Consider the following 21,388-nt stretch of genomic DNA (forward strand, 5'->3'; position numbering starts at 1 on the left):
CGGTTGCCGTATCCGGCTCTCATCCCTCTCGTTGGGAGACTGGCTTCGCCTGTTTTGGTAGGACCGGTTGAAGGAGATCGATCGCCTGGTGCCGTGCCGGAGCCGGGAGGTCAAGATCCCTCCCGGCTCCGCGCGTACCCGGTACCCTCGCTTGGCCGGGCATGCGATTCTGCTACACGGCGAGGATGCTGACTCGTACTCGAATGTCGCTCTCCCAGCCGATGTGACCTCGCACGATCACTATGTGGTCGTCCTGCGGGATGATGTTGTGTATTTGGACGCTTGCGGCTCCCAGGAATGGGCGCCCGCCGGCATCGACCTCGCAGATCGAGGCAAATACTCTACTCTCTCTGTTTACCTGCGGACTACAGACCAGCCACTTGTCGAACCCTCCGCGGTCGTAAAAGTAGAACTGGACGTAGTTGACTATCCGGGCATCGCCGTCGACGCGGCCGTCCGGGATAGGTGCGAGTGAGAAGCTCTCATTCGTGGTCGGGGCCAGGACAGGCTCTGAATATTCCATCCCCGCCTGCCGCGTCTCCTCTTGAGTGTGACTCACAGCGGCGCCTCCCTTCTTGTGTGTCTACATTGATGATATGTCCCCACCTCTCAGTGAATGCAAGCATTTCGCACGCAAATGTATCTCATTTACCAAAATGTCGGCGTGTCTTTGCAGATCAGGCAGATGAGAAGCCGTCCATTTCACGACATATGCTCTTGTTGGCCCTCGGGGTTTGGTGAGTCGGCGAGGTCGTGAAACGATCCGGCGGGCTGGTCAGGGTCCAAATGAAGCGGTGCCCGTCCAGATCGGCGAAGCGCAGTTGGACCCGCGCCATGAAAGCCGCAGGCTAGGACGCGGACCAGCCCGTCCAGGCCTCGATCGTTATCGCGATGACCGGGCCCTCCGGCGCGCGGTCGCGGTACTGGGCGTAGCGGTCGGCCAGGAGGCGGACGGGTTCGGCCATCTGCGCCTGGTCCTCGACGATATGAGCGTGGCCGTCCACGCGGACCCACCAGAGGCGGTCCCAGTCGTCCTCATAGTGGTCGGCCAGGAGCGTGACGCGGGGATTGGCGCGGATGTTGGCCAGCCGCCGCAGATCGCGGGTGCTCTTGGGCTTGTGGTCGACGGCCGTGTAGACGGCACCGCGGTGGACGGCGAACGTCACGGGGACGAGATGCGGCCGCGCGTCCTCCCCCACGGTCGCCAGGCGCACGACAGGAACGGTCGTCAGCAGCCGGCGCGCCTCGTCCGGCGAAAGCTTCGGCACATCCCTCAGCCTGCCACGCCGCTCCCCCGCGCGGGGTAGGAAGATCGCCCCTCGGCGGGAGGCCCCGCCGGGGGATCTGCGCGATGGTCGCCCCATGGAGCCGATCGTCAGGACGTGGCCGCGCTGGGCCGGATACGCGGCGGGCGCGTGGTCGCTGGTCGCGGTGGGGCTGGCCCTCTACTGGGCCGGCGGCGGAGATGCCGGATATCCCCTGGACGAGGGGAAGAGCGTCGCCTGGCTGATCGCCGCCTGCCTGGGCGTCGGCGGGATCATGGCGGTGTCGAGCGTCCGGGACGTCGGGCGGCAGATGCCGCGCTGGTGGCCGCTCACCGGGATCTGGGCGGCCTGCGTCCTCGCGGGGGCCGGAACGTTCGGGTTCGTCATGAACGCGCTGCAGCTCGCCTTCACCGGGACGGTCGACGACTGGCCCGCCTTCGGCGTCGAGGTCCTGTGCGCGGCGGGCGCCGCCCTGCTGGCGGGCACCGCGCTGGCGTATCGGCGCGGCACGGCCGGAGCCTGCGCCCGGTGCGGCGAGGCCCATGCCGGGACGGGCGCCGTAAAGCGTCCCGCGCCCGTGTCGGCCGCGCCGCCCGGGGTCCGCCGGGCGGCCCATGCCGGGATGCTGGCGTTCGTGCCCTACATCGTCATGAAGACGACATGGGCGTTCGGCGGCTCGTTCGCGGGGATCGACGGCGAGCGGGTCGTCGCCGAGTTCGAGCGCAACGGCGCGTCCGGCCTGATCCTGACGCTGGAGAAGTACGGGCTGGACTTCACCACGCTGTCCGCGCTGCTGGGCATCTTCCTGCTGCTGGGGCTCACGCGTGAATGGGGGCAGGTCTTCCCCGGATGGGCGCCGTTCTCCGGGCGAAGGGTGCCGCGCTGGCTGCCGCTCACGCCCGCATGGCTGGGCGCCGTGACGCTCGGTCCGTACGGCGTCGTGGCGACGTTCGGGTACCTGCTGCCGCCCGTGATCGGCCTGGGCGACCTCCCCGACGACCCGCTCCTGCACGGATGGTCCGGCTGGACGGTCGCGGCGTGCGGGATCGGCGCGTTCGCCGTCTACGGGGTGGCGCTGGGCGTCGCGGCGTGGTCGTACCAGCGCCGGACGCGGCCGCGGTGCGTCAGTCCCGGAAGTCCGGGGGACGGTGCTCCTTCCGGGCCTTGATCGCTTCCTCGAAGTTGTGGGTGGTGAGGCGGACGTACAGCTGGGCGAGCCCTTCCTGGCCCATGTGGGCCTCCAGGCTCGCGGCGTCCAGGCTCGACCACAGCATCCGCTTCGTCAGCTCGGTCCCGGGACGGCTGAACCCGGCGATCCGCTCCGCCAGCTCGTAGCACGCGTCGAGCAGCTTGTCGCCGGGCACGACGCGGGAGAGCAGGCCGATGCGCTCGGCCTCGGCCGCGTCGACGTCCCGCCCGGACAGCATCAGCTCGAACGCGCGGGACGCGCCGATCGCGCGCGGCAGCAGGTAGCTGAGGCCGAGTTCGCTCGCGGTCAGCCCGTTGTTGATCCCGGCCGCGCGGAACAGCGCCGTGTCCGCGCCGAGCCGGATGTCGGCGGCCAGGGACAGGCACAGGCCGCCGCCGATCGCCGGGCCGTTGATCGCCGCGATGACCGGCTGGTGGACGCGGCGCATCGCGCGGATCACGTCGTCCAGCAGCTCCATCGAGCGGAGCGCGATGGTCGGCAGCGTCAGCCCGTCGATACCGGGGATGTTTCCCGGGTTCTCCAGGTCGGCCCCCGAGCAGAACCCGCGCCCCGCGCCGGTGATCACGACGACGCGGGTGCCGTTGTCGCGGCCGACCTCCTCCAGCGCCTCGCGGAACGGGACCATGACGTCGAACGCCATCGCGTTCATGCGCTCGGGCCGGTTGAGGGTGATGAGCGTGACGTCCGGGCGCGGCTTGTCGATCAGGACGAAGGGCAAAGCGGGCCTCCCAGGGTGACCTAACAAGCGTTAGGTTACACGCGCGGGAACTCCGGTGGCGTCAGGCCCCGCTCGACCACCTTCGCCAGCTCCTCGCCGGTCAGGATGCGCGGTTCGCCGATCATCCTGGCCCGGACGTAGACGCCGCAGAGCCACTCCAGAAGACGCGCGTTCTCGAACGCCTCGTCCAGGTCACGGCCGATCGTGACGCCGCCGTGGTTGGCCAACAGCGCGGCCCGCTTGCCGCCCGCCATGGCCGTCCGGACGTTCTCCGCCAGTTCGGGCGTCCCGTAGGTGGCGTACTCGGCGACCTTCACCACGCCGCCAAGCAGAAGCGTGTTGTAGTGGATCGGCGGCAGCTCCGACATGGTCGTCGCGACGACCGTGCCGTAGGTCGAGTGCGTGTGGACGATCGCCGCGGCGGGGGTCGCCTCATAGAGCGCCAGATGCATGGGCGTCTCCGACGACGGCGCCCGTTCGCCCTCGACGAGCTGCGACGACAGGTTCACCACCGGGCAGTCGGCGGGCTCCATCCGGTCGAGCATCATCCCGGTCGGCGTGACCGCGACCAGGTCGCCCGACCGGACGCTGATGTTGCCGGACGCGCCCGTCACCAGACCGGTATCGGCCAGCCTGCGGCCGAGCGCGCACAGGTCGTCCCGTTCCTTCTCCAGCAACATGCGAATACCTCTCACATTCCACGGTTCTCACCGCGTACGCTACGGCCCTGACGATCATTAAGGGGCGGGTCATGACCGTTGTCACTCTCGGCGCGCACATCCTTGACGTGCTCGCCCGGCCCGTGCAGGGAATCCCGGACGGGCAGGACACCGTCGTCGTGGACGAGATCCGGGTGACCGCCGCCGGCGCCGCCGCCGGGACCGCCGTCGCGCTCGCCCGGCTCGGCAACGAGGTGATCTCGGTCGGCGCGATCGGGGACGACGACCTCGGCGACCTGCTCGTCACGATCATGGACCGGAACGGCGTGGACGTGACCGGGCTCGTCCGGCGGACCTCCGACCAGACCAGCGCGTCCATCCTGCCGATCCGGCCGGACGGCGGGCGGCCGAGCTTCCACGTCCCCGGCGCGAACCTGACCCTCACCGCGGGCGCGGTCGGGCCGGGCCTGCTGGGCGCGGCGAGCGTGGTGCACCTCGGCGGGCCGGACGTCACGTTCGGGCTCAACAACCCGGCGTTCTTCGGCATGCTGGCCGCCGCCCGCGAGACCGGCACCGTCGTGACCATGGACCTGCTGTCCAACATGCCCGACCTGCTGACCGGCGCCGCCGCGTTCCTGCCCCACGTCGACCACTTCCTGCCCAACGAGGAGCAGGCCGCCCTGATGACCGGCGAGGACGACCCGGAGAAGGCCGCCGCCGCGCTGCTCTCGCAGGGGCCGGGCACCGTCGTCGTCACGCTCGGCGGGGACGGCAGCCTTGTCGCCACCGCCGAGGACGTGCACCGCATACCCATCCTTCCCGTGGACGTCGTCGACACGACCGGCTGCGGCGACGCGTACTGCGCCGGGTACATCACCGGCCTCGTCCACGGCAAGGACGTCCTGGAGTCGGCGCTCTGGGGCACCGCGGCCGCGGCGACCGTCGCCCAGGGGCTCGGCTCCGACGCGCGCCTCACCGACCTGGACGCGGTCCTCGCCTTGCTGGGCTGACTCAGATCTTCTGCTTCTGGTCCTCCCAGTACGGGTCGCGCAGAAGGCGCTTGTAGAGCTTGCCGGTCGGCGTTCTCGGCATCCGCTCGACGAAGTCGATCGAGCGCGGGGCCTTGTAGCCGGCCAGCGAGCCGCGGACGTGCTCGATCAGCTCGCCGGCGAGCGCGTCCGACGGGACGGCGCCGTCGCCGAGCTCGACGGCGGCCTTCACCTGCTCGCCGAACTCCTCGTCCGGGATGCCGAACACCGCGACGTCCCGGACGGACGGGTGGGTGATCAGCACGCCCTCGATCTCCGCCGGGTAGATGTTCACCCCGCCGCTGATGATCATGTCGATGACGCGGTCGGCGAGGAACAGGTAGCCGTCCTCGTCCAGGTAGCCGACGTCGCCGGTGGTGAACAGGCCGCCCGCGCGGTGCACCGAGCGGGTCTTCTCCTCGTCGCCCCAGTACTCGACGTCGTCGCCGGACGTGTAGCGGAAGTAGATCTGGCCGCGCTCCCCCGGCCCGGCGGGCTCTCCGTCCTCGCGCAGGATGTGCACCTCGGTCGTGGGCAGCGGGCGGCCGACGCTGCCGGGCCTCTCCAGCCACTCCGGCGCGGTGATGACGCTGTTCACCGACGCCTCGGTGGAGCCGTAGTACTCCGAGACGATCGGGCCCAGCCAGTCGATCATCCGCCGCTTGACCTCCGGAGAGCAGGGCGCGGCGCCGTGCCACACGACCGCCAGGCTGGAGCCGTCGAACGCCGCGCGGGTCCCCTCGTCCAGCCTCAGCAGCCGGACGAACTGCGTCGGGACGAGATGGACGTTCGTGATCGCGTGCTCGTCGACGAGCCGGAGCGTCTCGGCCGGGTCGAAGCCGCGCCGGATCACCACCGACCGCCCGACCAGCAGGAACATGAACGACCACAGCCACTGGGCGGAGTGGTAGACGGGCCCCACCAGCAGCGACCGGCCGTCCGGCGGGATCCGCAGGATGTCGGCGAACACGTCGCCGAGCAGCGTCGCCGTCTCGACGGGGGCGCCCACGCCCAGCACCTTGCGGCTGACGCCCTTCGGCCGACCGGTGGTGCCCGACGTGTAGAACATCGGGAAGCCCAGGGCGGGATCGGCGATCTCCTCCTGGCCGCCCGTCTCCAGGAACTCCTCGTACGGGGTGAAGCCCTCGACGGGGTCGCCGAACGCGACGCGCGCCGCCAGGCCGAGCCCTTCGGACGCCTCCCGCGCGATGCCGCCGAAGGCGTCCTCGGAGAACAGCGCCCGCGCTCCCGCGTCCTCCAGGACGTAGCGCAGCTCGTCGGCCGTCCAGTGCCAGTTGACCATCACGTAGCGGAGGCCGATGTGGGTGGCGGCGCACATCAGCTCGAAGTACTCGCGCCGGTTGCCGGAGTGGATCGCGATCGCGTCGCCGGTCGCGAGGCCGAGGCCGCGCAGCGCGTTCGCGAGACGGCCGGTCCTGGCGTCCAGCTCCCGCCACGACGTGCTGCCGCGCTCGTCGGTGATCGCGGGTTCGTCCGGCCTGGCTTCGGCGTGCGGGGTGAGCAGGACGGCCATCGGCCACCTCCTGGAGCGCGACTAAATCCTAGAACGCGACTCTAAAACCAGGCGGGCCGTCCTGGCCAGGTCAGGCTCCGACCACTCGGGCGGCGCCGGCGAGGACCGCGTCGGCCGCGACGGCGAGCTGCTCCAGCCGGGAGACCTCCGTCCGGTGGAACGGCGGGGCACCCGTCCTCGCCACGACCAGCGCCACACCGCCCCCGGCGAGCGGGCACAGCGCGAACTGCGTGCCGTCCGGCGCCGTGAACGCGCGCGGCCGCAGCGGCAGCAGCCCCGGCAGATCGGCGCCCGGCTCGCCGCCGGCGCTGGCGTGCACGAGGACCGCCCCGCCCTCCCCCTTCGGCTCGGCGAGACCCGCCCAGTCGGCGCTCAGGATGGCCGGGACGGCGTCGGCGAGGATCTGCGGGCCGCGCTCCGGAGCGGCGGCCACCTGCCCGATCACCGCCGCGTCCGGGTAGGCGCCCTGCGGCTCGGCCGTGGGCCAGATCCCGACGACGCTCACGCCGGGCACCGATTCGAGCCCCTCGGCCAGGCGCTCCACGCCCGCCCCGGCCGGCCAGGCGACGGTGAAGTCGTCCATCGCCCGGCCCTTGTCACGTTCCAGCACGGCCATCTGGACGACGTCCACGCCCGCCGCGCCCAGGGTGCGCGCGACCCGGCCCAGCGAGCCGGGCCGGTCCGGCAGGCGCACGCGTATCCGCAGCAACATCGCCACCTCCAGTCTTCGTGCGAGGCCCCCAGCCTCGGCGACGGCCGTTTCCCTCGTGTTACCCCGAGGTGTCGTTCGAAGAAAACGGCACGGGAAGTCGGTGCTGGAATGGCGGGTACAGGTCAAACTAGAGTCCGGTGAAGGTCATCGGATGGCCTGTCACCTCCTGCCGCCCACCACTAAGGTAACTGCACGTGTCGAGGGACGGGGAACCCCCAGTCAGCGAGGACTCCGGAGCCGGGCCGGAGCCGGCGCCCGCCGGGAACGGGGCGGTCGCCGTGCCGGGCGTCCCCGACGCGGTCTTCCGCGCCGAGATGAAGGACGCGCTCGCCGGGCTCACGGCGCGGCTCGACCGCGAGCACGAGCGCGCCGCGCACCGCGAGGCCGTCATCGACCGGTTGCACGAGGAGAACCAGCGGCTGCGGCGCGGAGAGCTGCAGGCGATGCTGGAGCCCGTCCGCGCCGCGCTGTACCGGCTGCACGACCAGGCGCGGCGCGAGTCCGGCCGGCTCGCCGCGCCCGGCCTGGCCGAACCGCCCGATCCGGAGCAGACGGCGCTGCTGCTCGCGGCCGTCGCCGACGACGTCGCCGACGCGCTGGCACGGCTCGGCGTGGAGAGGTTCACGGTCGAGCCGGGCGCGCCCTACGACGCGGCACGGCACCGCCCGGTCGCGGTCACGCCCGTCGACGACCCGCTGAGGGACGGCACCGTCACGGCCGTCCAGTCCGACGGGTTCGAGCAGAGCGGGAAGGTGCTGCGCAAGGCGGCGGTCAGCGTCGGGCGCCTCGACGGGACGGCGGACGGCGGGGACGGAAAGGCGGTGGCGGCCGGCTCGAACGGAACCGGGCCCGCCGCGGGGACGGGCTCGGACCTGGGCGGCGGGACGGGCCGCGACAGCGGGGCGGGCGGCACGGTGAACACCGGACAGACGACGAACAGCGGGTGAGAGGGACATGGCCGTCTACGGGATCGACCTGGGAACCACGTACTCCTGCATTGCCTCCATCGACGATGTGGGGCGGCCCGCGGTCCTGCGGAACCTGGAGGGCACCGACACGACGCCGTCCGTGGTCTTCTTCGAGAGCGGCGAGAACGTCGTCGTCGGCGCGACCGCGAAGGACACCGCGGTCCTGGAGCCCGACAACGTCGTCAGCCTGATCAAGCGGGACATGGGCCGGGACGTGACGCGCCCGATCCACGGGATCGACTTCACCCCCGAGGAGGTGTCGGCGTTCATCCTGCTGAAGCTGGCGACGGACGCGCGCACCACCACCGGCGAGGAGACCCGGGACGTCGTCGTCACCGTCCCCGCCTACTTCGGCGCGGCCGAACGCGACGCGACCCGCAAGGCGGGCCGGATCGCCGGGCTGAACGTCATCGACATCGTGTCCGAGCCGATCGCCGCCGCGATCACCTACGGCGTCCTCAACCCCGAGCAGGACCGCACCATCCTGGTGTACGACCTCGGCGGCGGGACGTTCGACACCACGGTCATCTCACTGCGCGGCGGCCACATCGAGGTGGTGTGCACCGACGGCGACCACGAGCTGGGCGGCGCCGACTGGGACGCGCGGCTCGTCGAGCACCTCGCCGAGCGGTTCCGCGCCGAGCACGCGGACGCGGGCGACCCGCTCGACGACAAGCAGACCGAGCAGCAGCTCCGCCGCGACGCCGAGGACGCGAAGAAGGCGCTCACCACGCGGACGTCCCACACCGTCCGGGTGATGCACGGCGGGCGGGTCGCGGCGGTCGAGGTGACGCGGGAGAAGCTGGAGGAGCTGACCAAGGACCTCCTCGACCGGACCGTGGAGATCACCGGCCGGACGCTGTCGACCGCCGCGGAGAAGGGCGTGGACGACTACGACGACCTGGTCCTCGTCGGCGGGTCCACCAAGATGCCGGTCGTCGCGGCGCGGCTGGAGACCGAGCTCGGCCTGGCGCCCCGCCTGCAGGACCCCGACCTCGCGGTCGCGAAGGGCGCGGCGCTGTACGCGTTCGAGGAGACCTACCGGCGGCTCGTCCGGGAGGGCGCCGCCGAGCGGGCCGAGGAGATGGCGAGCCGGGCGGGGCTGTCGGCCGAGCAGCAGAAGCAGATCGCGGGGCGGCAGATCAAGACGGTCGCGTCGCACGCCTTCGGGATCGTGGTGGTCGACCGGGAGACCGGCGCCGAGAACGTCGCGCACCTCGTGCACGCCAACGACGAGCTGCCCGCCGCCAAGACCGAGGACTTCTTCACCGTCTACGACGACCAGACGTCCGCCGACATCCGGGTGGTGGAGCAGGCCGGGGTCGTTGAGTCCGCCGACCTGATCGACAACACCGAGATCGCGACCGGGGAGATCCGCGTCCCGCCGGGCAAGAAGGCGGGCTGGCCGATCGGGGTCACGTTCGCGCTCGACTCGTCGGGGCTGCTGAACGTCACGGCCGTGGAGAAGGAGACCGGCGAGCGGCTGGAGCTGAAGGTGGACGTCGGCGGCATGTCCGAGGAGGAGGTCGAGCGCTCCCGGAAGGCCCTCTCCCGGGTCCAGGTCAGCTAGCACCAGCCGTCCACCGGGAGGCGCCCGTGGCGTTCGACGACGACTACCGGCGGGAGGTGCTGGAGCCCGCGCGGGCGGCGGGCGACCAGCCTCCCGAGGATCTGCGCGTCCGCTACGCGCTGGAAGGCCAGCTCGCGGCGCCGGCCGTGGCGGCGCGGGTGAAGCAGGTCCGGCAGTGCTGGCGGCGGGCGCGCGGGCAGCTGAAGTACCGCAAGCTGATCGACCGGCTGGAGGCCGAGCACCGCGAGCTGGCACCGCTGTTCGCCGCCGCCGAGCGCGGCGACCCGCGCGCGCTGGAGGCACGGCTGCGCGGCGGCGCGGAACGCACCGAACGGCGCCGCGCGGAGGCCCGCGCCCGGCTCGCCGACGCCGCCGGGACGCTGCGGATGGCGACGCCCGCCGAGGTCGAGAGCATCGCCCGCGCCGGCGGCGTGACCCGGGCCGAGCTGGCGGAGCTGGCCGCCGCCGACCGGGTCGAGATCCGCGAGCCGGACCGGCTGCCGTCCGCCGCGCCCTACCCCGCCTACCGGAAGGTGCGGGAGTCGCTGGACGTCCTGGGCAGGCGGCACCTGGCCGACTTCCTGTTCGGCGAGCGGCTGACCGGCCCGATCCGGCTGCTGGACGGCTTCGCCGCGCCCGGCGGCGCCCTGCGCCCCGACGAGGACGCGGTGGCGGCGGCCGGGGCCGGATGGGCGCGCCGCAGCCGCGACACCAGCACCACCCACGCCGACACGATCCTGGCGGCGCTGCGGTCGGGGGCGGAACTGCCCGAGCTGCTGCTGTTCGACATCGCCGACCGTCTCCGCGAGCGCCTGCGGCAGCGCGCGTCCGAGCGCGCCCTGCTCCGGTACGCGGTCGAGGACCTCGGCGTCGAGCAGGGCGACGCGCGCCGGCTGGTGTTCGCCGTCGTCCGCGAGACCGGGCCGGGCGGCGGGCTCGCGGGCCGCCTCCGCGCCCTGCTGGACGCGGGCGACGTGTACGCGGCGGCCGAGCTCGCCGACGCCGCGAAGATCCCGCACCCGTCGCCGGACGCCGAGGCGTCCGAGGAGGAGGTCCTCGCCGCCGAGGCCCGGCACCGCCTCGACACCGCGCTCCGCCTCCGCGAGACCGCCGCCGCCGAGCCGGACCCGGACCGCGCCCACCGCCTCCTCGCCGACGCCCTCCGCCTCGTCCGCGACCTCCCCGGCGCCGCCGCCCACCAGCTCCGACTGCCGCCACGTCCCGTCCCCGCCGCCCGGGCCGACGCCGGACGGCCGAACGAGGCGTCGGTGCGGGTGTCCTGGGAGGTTTCGCCGTCCACGGCGGGAGAGATCGGCTACCACGTCGTGCGGCAGCGGGCCAGGGCACCGCGCGATATGCGCGACGGAGAAGTGATCGGCGGCGCGGTGGACGAGCGGCCGCCGGTGAACGTGCCCCTGTACTACGGGGTGTTCGCGGCGCGGGGGGAAGCCGTCGCGGCGCCCGCCGTGGCGGGGCCGGTGATCGTGCGGCCCGAGCCCGGGGACGTCGAGCTGCTGGCCGGGGACGGGCAGATCACCGGGCGGTGGCGGTGCCCGGCTGAGGCGGCGCGGGTCGTCGTCGTCCGCGAGGGGCGGACCGTTCCGGCGGGAAGGGACGGGTTCCGGGAGCGCGTCCCGAACGGGCGCACGCATCACTACCGGATCGCCGCCGTCTACCTCGACGCGTCCGGGCGGGAGGTCGTCACGGACGGGGTCCGGGCCTCCGCCACCCCGAGCGCGCCGCCCGAGCCGGTGTACGAGCTGACCGCCGAGACCGGCGCGTCCGATCCGGGGCTGGTGCGCGTCCGGTTCGACGCGCCCGGGAACGGGACCGTGGAACTGGTGCTGTCGGACGGCCCGCCGCCATGGCCGCGCAGCGCGCTCGTCCCGCTGGAGGAGGTGCGGCGGGAGACGCGGCGGCTGGCGTGCACGCCCACGCCGGGCGGGCTCGACGTGCGGCCGGGGGCCGGCGGGTGGCTGCTGGCGGTGACGGTGGCGGAGGGCACCGCCGCGATCGGCGCCTACCACCGGCACGTGAACCTGCCCCCGCCGTGCCGGCTGGTGGCCGAACGGCGCGGGGCGTACGTGCACGTCGGGTTCGACTGGCCGCCAGACGTCGCCGAGGTCGACGTCGTCTACCGGGTCGGCCGGGAACCCGCGCAGGCCGGCGACCCGCGCTCCAGCGAAGTGGTGACCAGGGCCGCGTACGACACCCAGGGCGGGATCCGGCTCGCCGTGCCCGAGGACGAGCCCGTCGAGCTGTCCGTCGCCGCGGCCGGGACCGTCGGCGGCACGCGGGTGTCGGGGCCGCCGGTCACCGCCGAGGTGGCGGCGCGCACGATCGTCCGGTACGACGTGCTGCGGTCGGGGCCGCCGTGGCGGCGGTCGCTGACGATCCGGCTCACCTCGTCCCGTCCGCTGCGGGTGGCGCGGCTGTCGCTGGTGCTGCGCGCCGGGAAGGTGATGCCGCATCGCGCCGGCGACGGCGAGACGCTCGGCGCGTGGGAGCAGGTGCCCGTGCCGGGCGAGCTGTCGCTGGACGTGCCGGACGCGTCCGGGCCGTACTGGCTGCGCTGCTTCGCCGACGACGACGTCGTGGAGCTGAGCGACCCCCCTGTCCGCCGGCTTCGGGTCGCATGATGACCAGACCGCCGGCCCGGTTGGCGATCCCCGGGGTGCCGTCCAGGCAGGCCGTCACCTGCCCCTACTGCTTCGCGCCGGTCGCGGCGCAGCGGATCCTGTTCCGGTGCCGGGGGCAGTCCGGGCGGCGGCAGGGCTGTGCCCCGGAGCTCGACGAGAAGCTGGCCGAGTACACGGGGTCGACGGCGGGCGCGTCGCTTCCGCCGGTGTTCGCCGCGTCCGGGCGCCGGGGGCGGGCCGACTGCCCCGAGTGCGGGCTTCCGACCGGGAACCGGGCCTGTCCCGAGTGCCACAATCCGCTGCCGTCCGCTTACTGCGACTCGCCGGGGCGGATCGTCGCGCTCGTAGGGGCGAAGAACGCCGGGAAGAGCACCTACATCGCCGTCCTGCTGCACGAGCTGATGAACCGGGTCGGCACCGAGCTGGACGCGTCGCTGGTCGCCTGCGACGACCGGACGATCGACCGGTACAAGCGCGACTTCGCGCGGCCGCTGCTGGAGGAGCGGCGGCTGCTCCCGACGACGGCGAGTGCCGCGACCGGGCCGCGCGAGCCGCTGGTGTACCTCCTGACCCGGACGCGGAAGGGGCGGTTCTCGCGTTCCCGCAACGACTCCCTCGCCCTGGTGCTGTTCGACACCGCCGGCGAGGACCTGCGGAGCCGCGAGGTCACCGACCTGCACCTCCGGTACCTGGAGGCCGCCGACGCGATCATCTTCCTGGTCGATCCGCTGGAGCTGCCCGGCGCGCGGACCGGGGTGCGGGACGCCGTACCGGGCCCGCGCGCGGCCGGGGACGACCCGGGCAGCGAGCCGCTGAACATCATCGCGCGCGTCACCGAGACGCTCCGGCAGCGGCACGGCACCCGGCCGGGCGACCCGCTGCCCGTCCCGGTCGCGGTCGCGCTCACCAAGATCGACGTGCTGCGGCCGGGGCTGCTGAAGCAGTCGGCGCTGCACCGGTCGCGGTCCGGGCAGGGCGTCCTCGACCTGGACGACAGGGACGCGGTGAACGAGCAGGTCCGCGCGCTGCTGCACGACTGGCAGGCGGGGCAGCTCGACACCTACCTCGGGCAGCAGTACGCCGACCACGCGCTGTTCGGGCTGTCGGCGCTCGGCGGCGTCCCGGAGGCGGGACGCGTCGGCGCGGGCGGCGTCCGGCCGTACCGGGCCGAGGACCCGCTGCTGTGGCTGCTGCACCGGTTCGGGATGCTCGACGGCGTCCGTCCGGGAGGGGCGTAGCGGTGGCCTGGCAACTGCACTACACGTCGGCACGGCGGGGCCCCACCGGCCGGGCCGGGTTCCAGTTCGTCGCCGAGACGCCCGGCCTGCCGGCCGGGGCGCGGGCCGCGGTGACGCCGTACCTGTCGTACCGTCCGCCGCCCGAGGCGCCGCTGTCCCCCGCCGACTCCGAGCTGGGCCTGTTCCCCGTCTCGCTGCTGTACGACGAGGTGGACGGCCGCCCGCTGCTGCTGCGCTGCCAGTACCTCGGCCGCGACTATTCGGGCCGCTACGGCAACTTCTTCGCGCACGCGGTGGTGGCGGAGCCCGAGGAGCTGGAGGGGCTGCGCCCCGCCGAGCTCTGGCAGGCCGCGCACTGGACGCCGCTGCCCGCGCCGGAGGCCGTCCTCGATCCGCTGGACGAGCTGAACCCGGGCGCCGGTCTCGATCCGGAGTCCCTCGCGGAGTGGATCGCCGACTCCGGTCCCGGCGACCCCTACGCGCTGCTCGCCCACCTGGTGGACGCCGTCGCGGGGGTGCTGGGAAGGGGCCACGGGCGCGTCGTCCTGGTCGCCGACGACGTCGAGCCGATCGCCCGCTGGATCGCGGTCGTGTCGTACTCGCTGCCGGTCGCGGCCGCGGCCCGGCTGTCGTTCGTCACCTACACCGCCGACCCGGACGGCGCCGCGCAACGCCTGGTCGGCACCACCCCGGCCGTCTGGGCCGCCGCTCAGAACCATGCCTCGCACGCCGCCGTCTTCGACCTCCGCCAGGGCGCCGAGGGCGGCCGGGCGAGCCGCTTCGCCCGGACCGTCGCCGGCTGCTGGCGCGTCCGTGACTTCGGCGGCCTGGACACCCTCGGCGAACTGGCGCCGCCGAACGACCCCGCGCAGGAGGCGGCGGCCGCGCTGCTGGCGCTGTGCCGGGGCGACGCGACCGTCACGGCCGGTGAGGAGGGCGCGGCGGCGGAGCTGCTGTCGCGACGCGGGCCCGGAATCCCCGAATGGGTGTGGCGCGACCTCGTCCCCGGCGTCCCGTCCATGGGGCTCGATCTCGCGCTGGCCCTGCACGAGCGGGCGCGGGAGGCAGGGGCGGCGGACGTCGCCCGGGAGTGCGCGCTCCGCGTCGGCGAACGGGTCTCGGACGCGCTCGCGGAGGCGACCGGCCTGCGGGACGTCGCGGAGGCGGCCGGGGTGGCCGAGCGGGCGGGGGTGCCGCTCGATCCGGCCGAGGTGAGCGCGTCGGCGGCGCGCTGCGTCCGGCACGGCTCCGCCGAGCTACGGGCGGCTCTGGCCGGCTGCCCGGCCGGGGTGCGGGACGCGCTGCTGGACGGCGCCGTCACCGGGCTCGCCGACGCCGAGGGGCGGACGGCCGTCCTCACGCCCGGGAACTGCGACCTCCTCTACGAGCACGCCGAGCGGCTGCGCCGCGTGCCCGCCGCCGCGATCCCGGTGCTGACCTCGGTCGGGCGGAGGCATCCGGGCCGCCGGACGAAGGTGACCGGCGAGCTGTTACGGCTGGACGGCGGTGACATCGAGGCCGCGCTGCGGAAGATCTGGGCGACGCCCCCCTCCGCCGCCGAATGCGCCGACCTGCTCGACGCGCACGGGCCCGCGGTCCATCCGGCGCTGGCCGGGCTGCCGTCCCGGACGTTCACGCGGCTCGCGTTCCCGGGCGGCGACGCGCTCGCGGACCCGGCGACGCTGCGGCTCGCCGACCGGGTCCGCGAGCTCATGCCGGACGGACGCGCCGCACACGACGCCGCCCTCGTCCAGGCGTACGGGAAGGCGATCACCGCGGGCCCGGCGCGGGCCGCCCGCGCGCTGGACCAGATCGGCGGCCCCGGCGGCGCCACCCCGCAGCTGGCCGGAGAGGCGTTCACCGGCGCGGCGCGGCGGCTGTTCCTGCGGCCGCCCGGGTTCCGGGCGGAACTGCTGGCGGCCGTGTCCGCGCCCGTCCGGGCCCGGCTCGGCGAACAGTGGACGGCCGAGCTGCCGGGCCGCGTCCGCGCGGGGCGGACCCCGCTGCGCGGCGCCGAGGTCGAGCAGCGCAACGCGCTGGTCGAGGTCGTGCTGCGGCTGCGCAAGCGCGGCGTCACCGAACCGTCCCTGGAGACATGGGCGCGGGCGGCGGCCGGACGCTGGCTCGCGGCGAAACAGCTCGACGCGCATCTGGCGCGCCGTCCCGAGCTGCGGGCCGAACTGCGGGACCTCCTCGCGGAGGGGACGCCGTGAACCCCCTCATCGTGCTGCTGCTGGTCGCCGTGTGGGTGGGCGTCATGTGGCTCGGGTTCATGTACGTGTTCCCGGTGCTGTTCGCCGCCACGCTGATCGTCGCCGGGGCCACCGCCCTCGGCGTGTACTACCTGCACGCCTACCGGACGCTCGCGCCGTCCACCCCGGAGGGGCCGTCGCCGGTCGCGGCGCCCGGCATCGCCTACCGGCACTACCTGCTCGGCCAGGTGTGGCGCGACTGGTGGACGATCAGCCGCACCGTCGCCCCGCAGGTGTACCGGACGGCCCGCAGTGTGGTCTACCACCTGACGAAGACGCTTCTCGGCGGCCCGTGGGGGTTCTTCGTCTTCCCGATCTGGCTGGCGCTCTGCACGGGCATCGTCGCCGCCGCCGTTCCCGCGTCCGTGTTCGTGCTGGCGCTGACCGTCCTGTACGGGGCGGTCGCGGCGGTCGGGCTCGCCGTGTGGCTGGCGTGCGTGCTCGTCCTGGCGGCGGTGGAACGCGTCTTCATGATGTACGGCCGGATCCTGCAGACGTGCCCGCACCCGTTCTGTTACGAGCGGATCGGCCTGCCCGAGTACGAATGCCCCGGATGCGGGGCGCGGCACGGACGTCTCGCGCCCGGATCGGGCGGCGCGTTCCGGCACGTGTGCCGCTGCGGGGCGCGGCTGCCCACGACCGTCCCCCTCGGGCGTTTCCGTCTCGCCGCGTACTGCCCGCACTGCGGCGGGCGGCTGCCCGAGCGGATCGGGCGCGTCCGGGTGGAGCCGCTGCCGTTCGTCGGCGGTCCGGCCGCCGGCAAGACCACGTTCATGGTCCTCGGCATCCGGGCCCTCCACGCGCGGACCCGCGCCGCCCACGGGAGGCTCGCCTTCGTCGAGCAGCGGCACGCGCAGGCGTACGCGGGCGCGATCCGCGAGTTCCAGCGCGGCGGACGCCTCGCCAAGACCGGACCGGAGCTTCCCCTGGCCACGATGGTGGACGTGGAGCTGCCGGGCCGCGCGCGGCGCATCCTCTACCTGTTCGACCCCGCGGGCGAGCACTACACGGGCGCGACCGAGGTCGAGTCACTGCGCTACCTCGACCACAGTGAGGCGCTGCTGTTCGTCGTGGACCCGTTCGCCCTCCCGCAGCTCCGCAGGACGCTCACCGGGAACGAGAGGGAGTTCGTCGACGAGGCCGCCGTGTCGTCGGAGGAGGACCCCGCCGACACCCTCCAGCGGGTGCTGAACGAGCTGCGCTCCCGGCCCGACCAGGGACGGCAGAAACGCGTCGCCGTCGTCGTCACCAAGACCGACCTGCTGGCCCGCACGGAGATCGGCCGCTGCCTGGACCACGACGCCGACCTGCGCGAATGGCTCGGACGCGTCGGGCTCGGCAACACCGTCCGGACCCTCGACCAGGTCGCCGGCCAGGTGCGCTACTTCGCGTCCGGGCTCGGCACCGAGCCCGGGGACGTCGCCGACCTGCTCGGCTGGGTGACCGGGCTGCCGCCGGCCGCGGCGTCCAACGGGGACCGTCCGCCCACCGACGTGCCGCAGGAGCTTCCGGGGACGGCGCCGCTGCGCGCCCCCTGGCCAGTGCGCGGCCGCGGTTCGGACCGCGTCCCGGCCGGCTACCAGATCGGCCGCTGGGCCGTCCTGTCCGGCGTGTCCGTCCTGACCATCGCCACCGTCACCGGCGCGGTCGTCGCGGCGGCGCAACGATTCCCGTTCTGACGCCCGTGCCGGACCCGCCCCGGCGCACCAGGGTTGCGTCACGGAACTGACGACGCGTACCGTCGGCCGTGTGATCGTTCGCATCGGCATGGCCCCGGCCGCGTCCACCCTCGGGCCGGAGGCGCTGACCGCCCTCGCGCTCGGCCTCGAACGCGAGGGCTTCGACTCCCTGTGGGTGACCGAGCGGGTCACCGGGCCCGTCCTCGACCCCGTCGTCACCCTCACCTACGCGGCGGCGCTGACGTCCCGGATCAAGTTCGGCACCGCCGTGATGGCCCTGCCGGGACGCTCCCCCGCCGTCCTCGCCAAGGAGCTCGCGTCGCTCGACGTCCTGTCGGGCGGCCGGCTGCTGCCCGCGTTCGGGCTCGGGCAGCGGCACGCGGGCGAGCAGCAGGCGTTCGGGGTGCGGCGGGAGGAGCGCGCGGCGATCTTCGAGGAGGCGCTGCCGCTGCTCCGCCGGTTCTGGGCCGAGGACGAGGTCACCCACGACGGCCCCCGCTTCCACTACGAGGCGCTCCGGGTCGAGCCGAAACCGGCCGCGCGGGGCTTCGACGTGTGGATGGGCGGGACGTCCGAGGCCGAACTTCGCCGTACCGGCCGGCTGTCGGACGGCTGGCTCGCCGCGTTCACCACGCCGGCGGAGGGCGAGCGCGGCCGGCTGGTCGTGCAGGAGGCGGCGGCGGGCGCGGGACGCGAGATCGAGGAGGAGCACTTCGGCGCGATCGTCCCCTACCGGCGCGGTCCGCTGCCCGAGCGGGCCGAGGCCCGGCTCGCCCGGGTCCGGCGAGTCAGCGGGCCTGCCCCGCTGGACGAGTTCGTGCCCGAACTGGACGGGCTGGAGGCGCATCTCAAGCGGCTCGTCGAGGCCGGGCTGTCGAAGTTCGTGCTGGCGCCGCTGTCGCCTCCGGACGACTGGGACGCCGAACTCGCCGATGTCCGCGACGCCGCCCTCCACCTGCAGACCCGCCGCTGAGCGGCGCGCTAGGCGGGGGCCTGCCGGTCCAGGGCGTCGAGGATGAAGGCGGCGACCTCGTCGGCGAGCCGGGCGGCGGTCTTGGGGCCGTCCGCGCGGTACCAGGACGGCATCTGGTTGACCATGCCGAGCGCGACGATCGTGACCGTCTCGGCGGGCGTGGCGGTGCCGAACACACCGTCCCGCTGGCCCTGCTCGATGAGCCCGCGGAACGTCACGTGGTAGCGGCGCCGGTCGTCGCGGACCGAGCGCATCCGGGCGCCGTCCAGCCGGTGCATCTCGCGGGAGAACACCTTCGCCTCGTCGATGTGCTCCGCGGTGCTGCGGATCAGGCCGGTCAGCACCGCGCGGACGGCCTCGCGGGGCGGCGGCGACTCCGCCAGCACGGCGCCGAGGTCGGCGAGCTGCCGGGCGATCAGCGAGTGGTAGATCTCGTAGAGAAGATCGTCCTTGGAGTCGAAGTAGTGGTAGAGGGCGCCCTTGGTGACCTCGGCGGCCTCCACGATGCCCTGCACGGACGTCCCGTCGAAGCCGTGCTCGGCGAACAGCCGGAGCGCGGCGTCCAGGATCCGCCGCTCGACCGCGCTCTGCCGGACGGGCACCGTCGACTCCGGCACCGTGTCGACGGCCGGTTCGGTTTCCGGCACCGGACGCACCTCCCTCGGACGCGGGCATTGACTCGGATGGGCCCTGCGCATAGCTTGCCAGAAACCGACCGGTCGGTATGCACGTGTAGGGGGAGAATCGATGCCCGTAGTCGAGAGCGTCCGCGGCCCTGTCGACGTCACCAGCCTCGGACGCACGCTGATGCACGAGCACGTCTTCGTGCTCGGCAGCGAGAACGTCCAGAACTACGGCCCGGGCGACTGGTGGGACGAGGAGGAGAAGGTCGCCGACGCGGTCGGCAAGCTCCGCGAGCTGGCGGAGCGGGGCATCACCACCATCGCCGACCCGACCGTGTGGGGGCTCGGCCGCTACATCCCGCGGATCCAGCGCGTCAACGAGCAGGTCCCCGAGCTCACCATCATCGTGGCGACGGGCATCTACACCTACAACGACGTCCCCTTCCAGTTCCTCCACCGGGGCCCGGGCACGATGATGGACGAGGGCGCCGACCCGATGATCGCCGGCTTCACCCGGGATCTGACCGAGGGCATCGCCGGCACGGGGGTCAGGGCCGCGTTCCTCAAGTGCGCGATCGACGCCCCCGGCCTGACCCCGTCCGTCGAGCGGATCCTGCGGGCCGTCGCCGCCGCGCACCGCGAGACGGGCGCGCCGGTCACCGTCCACACCGAGAGCTCGATCCACGCGGGACGGACGGTCGTCGACCTGCTCGGCAAGGAGGGCGTGGACCTCGCCAAGGTCGTCATCGGGCATGCCGGCGACAGCAACGACCTCGACTACCTGATGGAACTGGCCGACACGGGCGCGATCCTCGGCATGGACCGGTTCGGGCTGGACATCATCAACCCGACCGCGGAGCGGGTGCGCACGGTCGCGTCCCTGTGCGAGCGCGGCTACACCGACCGGATGGTCCTCAGCCACGACGCGAGCTGCTTCATCGACTGGTTCGGCCCCGACCCCGCGACGGTGCCCGCGCTGCAGCCGAACTGGAACTACCGGCACATCAGCGACGACGTCCTGCCCGCGCTGCGCGCCGCCGGCGTCTCCGACGCGCAGATCGACCAGATGCTCGTCGAGAACCCCCGGCGCTACTTCACCCGCTGACCCCCGGCCGTCTCCCCCGGCGCGACCCCCAGGTCCCCAACGACTATTCGCCAGGAATCGGGAATCATGGGAGGAAATCGAGGGAGGAGGCACCGAGGTGAGCGAGCACCCCGCGCGGCACGGAACCCGTACCGCGATCGCGTTGCTCCTGGTCACGGTGCCCGCCTTCCTCGTCCCCGGCTGCCGCACGGTGGAGACCGGCGGCGCGCGGGACGTCCCGCCGCCCGTCGAGGCCACCACGGCCAAGCCCGCCAAACCCAGCGGGCGCCGGCCCGGCGTCGTCAACATCGAGACCGAGCAGACGCTGAACGGCACCCGCGCCGCCGGGACGGGCATCCTGCTCACCCCGTCCGGCCTCGTCCTGACCAACAACCACGTGATCCAGGGCGCCACCACGATCAAGGGCACCGACACCGACAACCGCCGCACCTACGCCGCGCGGGTCGTCGGCTACGACCGGACGGGCGACATCGCGGTGATCGGCCTGTCCGGCGCGTCCGGGCTGAAGCCGGCCGCGTTCGCCTCCGCGGCCGGCGCGGCGGTCGGCGACACGGTCACCGCCGTCGGCAACGCGGGCGGCAAGGGCGGGACGCCCACGGTCGTCACCGGCAAGGTCACCGCTCTGGAGCAGTCCGTCACCGCGCGCGACGACAGCAACGGGTCGTCCGAGCGGCTCACCGGCCTGATCGAGACGAACGCCCCGATCAAGCCGGGCGACTCCGGCGGCCCGCTGCTCGACACCGGCGGCAAGGTCATCGGGATCAACACGGCCGCGTCCGCCGGGTACTCGATGAAGGGCACGCAGCAGAAGCGGGACCACCGCGGCTACGCCATCCCGTCCGACCGGGCGCTGGAGATCGCCCGGCAGATCCAGCGGGGCGAGGCGTCCTCGACCGTGCACATCGGCCGGACGGCCATGCTCGGGGTCAAGGTCCGTTCCAACGGCCGGTCCCCCGGCGCGCTGGTCGCCGAGATCGTGCCCGGGAGTCCCGCCGAGACCGCGGGCGTCCCGGTCGGCGCCGCCATCGTCACCTTCGGCGGCAGCGCGGTCGACTCCCCGTCCACCCTCACGGCCCTGATGCAGGCCCGCCATCCCGGCGATGTCGTCCGCATCGAATGGGCGACCCGCCAGGGCGACCGCGCGGCGGCCACCCTGCGCCTGACCGAGGGCCCCCCTCAGTAGCGCGCCGAACAGGCGTAACGTGCGACAGTGGG

At 73.6% G+C, this 21,388-nt stretch carries 18 protein-coding genes; 11 read left to right on the top strand and 7 right to left on the bottom strand.

Going from position 1 to position 21,388, the window contains the following annotated elements; translation table 11 throughout:
- Nucleotides 1-172: 172 nt before the first annotated feature.
- Nucleotides 173-559, bottom strand: a complete 387-nt coding sequence (locus tag ACQPXG_RS30025) for a hypothetical protein (RefSeq protein WP_433462489.1) — start codon at nt 557-559, stop codon at nt 173-175.
- A gap of 289 nt (nt 560-848) precedes the next feature.
- Complete coding sequence (locus ACQPXG_RS30030; RefSeq protein ID WP_433462490.1) at nt 849-1,268, bottom strand: TIGR03668 family PPOX class F420-dependent oxidoreductase; 420 nt, start codon at nt 1,266-1,268, stop codon at nt 849-851.
- 94 nt (nt 1,269-1,362) lie between these two features.
- On the opposite strand from ACQPXG_RS30030, the gene ACQPXG_RS30035 reads away from it, so the two are divergent.
- Entirely contained in the window at nt 1,363-2,433 is a 1,071-nt protein-coding gene (locus tag ACQPXG_RS30035) for a hypothetical protein (protein WP_433462491.1), read from the top strand.
- Here the strand turns inward: ACQPXG_RS30035 and ACQPXG_RS30040 are convergent.
- Both ACQPXG_RS30040 and ACQPXG_RS30045 read right to left on the bottom strand, forming a co-directional pair.
- Nucleotides 2,390-3,193, bottom strand: coding sequence for an enoyl-CoA hydratase (locus ACQPXG_RS30040; protein ID WP_433462492.1), 804 nt, complete (start codon nt 3,191-3,193; stop codon nt 2,390-2,392). The two genes, ACQPXG_RS30035 and ACQPXG_RS30040, sit on opposite strands and share 44 nt — an antisense overlap.
- A 35-nt stretch (nt 3,194-3,228) precedes the next feature.
- Nucleotides 3,229-3,873 (bottom strand): class II aldolase/adducin family protein, encoded by a 645-nt coding sequence (locus ACQPXG_RS30045; protein WP_433462493.1) that lies wholly within the window; start codon nt 3,871-3,873, stop codon nt 3,229-3,231.
- Nucleotides 3,874-3,944: 71 nt separating this feature from the next.
- On the opposite strand from ACQPXG_RS30045, the gene ACQPXG_RS30050 reads away from it, so the two are divergent.
- Nucleotides 3,945-4,862: a carbohydrate kinase family protein gene (locus ACQPXG_RS30050; RefSeq protein WP_433462494.1), complete on the top strand. Its 918-nt coding sequence runs from the start codon at nt 3,945-3,947 to the stop codon at nt 4,860-4,862.
- Nucleotide 4,863: 1 nt separating this feature from the next.
- Here ACQPXG_RS30050 and ACQPXG_RS30055 read toward each other — a convergent pair whose 3' ends face one another.
- Nucleotides 4,864-6,414, bottom strand: a complete 1,551-nt coding sequence (locus ACQPXG_RS30055) for an AMP-binding protein (RefSeq protein ID WP_433462495.1) — start codon at nt 6,412-6,414, stop codon at nt 4,864-4,866.
- A 70-nt stretch (nt 6,415-6,484) separates the two neighbouring features.
- A complete protein-coding gene (locus ACQPXG_RS30060; protein WP_433462496.1) occupies nt 6,485-7,126 on the bottom strand; it encodes an ACT domain-containing protein in 642 nt (213 codons plus the stop codon).
- 194 nt (nt 7,127-7,320) lie between these two features.
- Here ACQPXG_RS30060 and grpE point away from each other — a divergent pair, with 194 nt between their 5' ends.
- The 7 genes from grpE (at nt 7,321) to ACQPXG_RS30095 (ending at nt 18,445) form a co-directional block, all read left to right on the top strand.
- Entirely contained in the window at nt 7,321-8,073 is a 753-nt protein-coding gene (gene grpE / locus ACQPXG_RS30065) for a nucleotide exchange factor GrpE (RefSeq protein WP_433462497.1), read from the top strand.
- A gap of 7 nt (nt 8,074-8,080) precedes the next feature.
- Nucleotides 8,081-9,664: an Hsp70 family protein gene (locus tag ACQPXG_RS30070; protein ID WP_433462498.1), complete on the top strand. Its 1,584-nt coding sequence runs from the start codon at nt 8,081-8,083 to the stop codon at nt 9,662-9,664.
- Between the two features lie 26 nt (nt 9,665-9,690).
- Nucleotides 9,691-12,303: a hypothetical protein gene (locus ACQPXG_RS30075; RefSeq protein WP_433462499.1), complete on the top strand. Its 2,613-nt coding sequence runs from the start codon at nt 9,691-9,693 to the stop codon at nt 12,301-12,303.
- Complete coding sequence (locus tag ACQPXG_RS30080; protein ID WP_433462500.1) at nt 12,300-13,541, top strand: TRAFAC clade GTPase domain-containing protein; 1,242 nt, start codon at nt 12,300-12,302, stop codon at nt 13,539-13,541. The genes ACQPXG_RS30075 and ACQPXG_RS30080 overlap by 4 nt, the downstream gene beginning before the upstream one ends.
- A gap of 2 nt (nt 13,542-13,543) precedes the next feature.
- The gene (locus ACQPXG_RS30085; RefSeq protein WP_433462501.1) at nt 13,544-15,754 is read left to right on the top strand and encodes a hypothetical protein; all 2,211 of its coding nucleotides are present in this window, start codon (nt 13,544-13,546) and stop codon (nt 15,752-15,754) included.
- Nucleotides 15,751-17,472, top strand: coding sequence for a TRAFAC clade GTPase domain-containing protein (locus ACQPXG_RS30090; protein ID WP_433462502.1), 1,722 nt, complete (start codon nt 15,751-15,753; stop codon nt 17,470-17,472). Before ACQPXG_RS30085 ends, ACQPXG_RS30090 begins: the two co-directional genes overlap by 4 nt.
- A 70-nt stretch (nt 17,473-17,542) precedes the next feature.
- The gene (locus tag ACQPXG_RS30095; protein ID WP_433462503.1) at nt 17,543-18,445 is read left to right on the top strand and encodes an LLM class flavin-dependent oxidoreductase; all 903 of its coding nucleotides are present in this window, start codon (nt 17,543-17,545) and stop codon (nt 18,443-18,445) included.
- 8 nt (nt 18,446-18,453) lie between these two features.
- Here ACQPXG_RS30095 and ACQPXG_RS30100 read toward each other — a convergent pair whose 3' ends face one another.
- Complete coding sequence (locus ACQPXG_RS30100; RefSeq protein ID WP_433462504.1) at nt 18,454-19,092, bottom strand: TetR/AcrR family transcriptional regulator; 639 nt, start codon at nt 19,090-19,092, stop codon at nt 18,454-18,456.
- A 100-nt stretch (nt 19,093-19,192) separates the two neighbouring features.
- Between ACQPXG_RS30100 and ACQPXG_RS30105 the strand changes: the two genes are divergently transcribed.
- Entirely contained in the window at nt 19,193-20,173 is a 981-nt protein-coding gene (locus ACQPXG_RS30105; protein ID WP_433462505.1) for a phosphotriesterase family protein, read from the top strand.
- Nucleotides 20,174-20,270: 97 nt separating this feature from the next.
- Nucleotides 20,271-21,356 carry a S1C family serine protease gene (locus tag ACQPXG_RS30110; protein WP_433462506.1) on the top strand — a complete coding sequence of 362 codons (1,086 nt, stop codon included), beginning with the start codon at nt 20,271-20,273 and terminating at the stop codon, nt 21,354-21,356.
- Nucleotides 21,357-21,388 lie beyond the last annotated feature (32 nt).

Source organism: Spirillospora sp. CA-128828 (genome assembly GCF_050945415.1).
Taxonomy (GTDB): domain Bacteria; phylum Actinomycetota; class Actinomycetes; order Streptosporangiales; family Streptosporangiaceae; genus Spirillospora.